This window comes from Microcoleus sp. K5-D4, from assembly GCF_036704575.1.
Lineage (GTDB): Bacteria > Cyanobacteriota > Cyanobacteriia > Cyanobacteriales > Microcoleaceae > Microcoleus.
This window is the reverse complement of record NZ_JAUBSD010000194.1, coordinates 1-2,073: the sequence shown is the minus strand read 5'-3', so window position 1 is coordinate 2,073 and position 2,073 is coordinate 1. Positions and strand designations below refer to the sequence as shown.

Annotated in this window: 1 pseudogene; it reads right to left on the bottom strand. The window is 37.1% G+C overall.

The annotated features are described in order from the left end of the window. Positions 1 to 275: 275 nt before the first annotated feature. Positions 276 to 1,936: pseudogene (locus QUA77_RS28940) on the bottom strand (IS1634 family transposase). Positions 1,937 to 2,073: the final 137 nt, after the last annotated feature.

Genomic DNA, 2,073 nt, shown 5'->3' with positions numbered 1-2,073 from the left:
CCCACATTCCGCAGTTCTGGCTTTGATGACTAAGGATTTTCATACCTTCACTGTAGGAAAAATATCTGTGCCTACCTTTTCTAATTTTAGTATCATTATTTTGCGATTTTGGCGAAATATAAGAAATGGGAATTCACAGATATTTCCTAATATATTCCTTCGGCAATATCTGAACTCATTCTCCCTAAATCAGACATCACAATTCCGGCAACATGATTGTTATGTTGCCAACAATTTGAATTTATTTAACAATATTCTCCGGTTTGTTTTCCGAGTTACCCATCTTCAACTATTAAATAATATTGACCGCAAACCTTTCCTAAATAATTTAATATCTCCCGACGTTCCTTTGTTAAGTTGCTTATTTGTTCGGCTCCATTTAGGTTGACTAAATGTACGGCTTGAAACATCTGAAATACCCACCGCATTGTCGGTTTATTTGTCAATTTCTTGACCTGGTTTCTGATGCTGGCATTGGCTGATTCTAATTCTTGTCTCAACTTTCTTTGGGCGAGATTATATACTAATAAACATACTCCCATTATCAGGGCAATTGCTTCTACTCTCTCGGGTTTTTTCACGAAGACGCTTGATGTGAAAAATAATGGGTCTTTTAAAAATCTAAATCCTCTTTCGTTACTTTGTTGGTCTTTGTATTCTTCTAATATCTGCTGGTTGGTTATTTCGTTTTTATCTAAAATGTTTGTTGCCAGTATAAATCTCCCTGCTTTAATTTTTTCGGCGGATATTATTTCGGGTCTGGTTTCTATTTTACCGATTATTTGATAGGCTATTGTGTCTATATCACTAGCTTTTTTGGCTGGTGTTTTTGGTTTTTTATGGCTTTTTTCTTGACATTCAATTTCGGTAATCTGGTGATATTTCCATGTGTCTGATAGATTTTTTATGGCGGTTTCTGCGTCGGCAACGCAGGCAAATTTTTGCCGGGAAAGCTTGCGTAGTGCGGCTTGGGCGCTTGATTCTTGTTTGTTTACTTGTTTGTCTATTTGTTTGATGCTTGCTTGTTTCCTGAGTTCACTTTCTATGACTAACCATCTTTGTTGGATGTTTCCATATTCGCTAGCTCTTTCGGCTATCTTATATCCTTTTTTTGAGCTTAATTGCCATTCGCTTTCTTGGATGTCTACGATTTGCTCCTGGGCTGATTTTATGCTTAATGGGACTCTTGTTATCCATTTGATTCCTGTCATTGCTGATAGGTTTTCCCTGGTGTATAAGGCGCTGTCTGCTACGCAGATTCCTTCAAATGTCCACTGTTTTTTGAATTCTTGTAGTCTTGATACGAATACGCTTTTGTCGTCGATGTTTCCTGAATCTATTTTTAGATATAGTGGTATGTCTCCGTCTCCTGTTACGATCATGTCTATGATAAATTGTTTCAGGTCTGGTCGATGGTCTCTGGAAGATCCGTGCACTATTTCTATTGGTTTCATTTCTGATGTTTCTGGTCCGGGTTCTTTTTCTGTTTGGTCGCTGTTTTCAACTTGGGTTTTATATTCTCCTTGTACATACATTGAACTTCCATCTAAATGGATGCTGTTCATTTTTACTTGGAATTTATGGGCGGCTTTTATGGCGATTGTTGTGAAGAGTTTTGTTCCACTTGGTAATATTTGTCGAGTGCTCTTCCTAGTCTATCGTCGTTTAGATGTGACGGTAGTATTTCCTTTCCTATTAGATGTGATGTTGCTTTGCCTACGAAAAATTCCTCGAATATGTATAATGGGGCGCTTAAAAATCCTAGTCCATTCAAAATCATTGCTTTCATGACTTGTCCTGGGCTGAGCATTTCTTGGGTTGTTATTCCTACTATTTTATTGACTTCTTCTACTAATTCCATCTCGTCTATTATGCCTGCTACTATTCCTAGATGGTCTAAATTTAGGACTTTTATGGCTTCTTGATGCTCATTCATAGTTTTTTCCTCTTGGCTCTTCATTCGTTCATTGTATCTCAAAAAAGCCTGAAGAGATTACTGGGTAATCACTTCAGGCTTGAATTTTTAAATTTTATCACCATCAATTCTATTTAAAGACCTGCGGAATGTGGGTT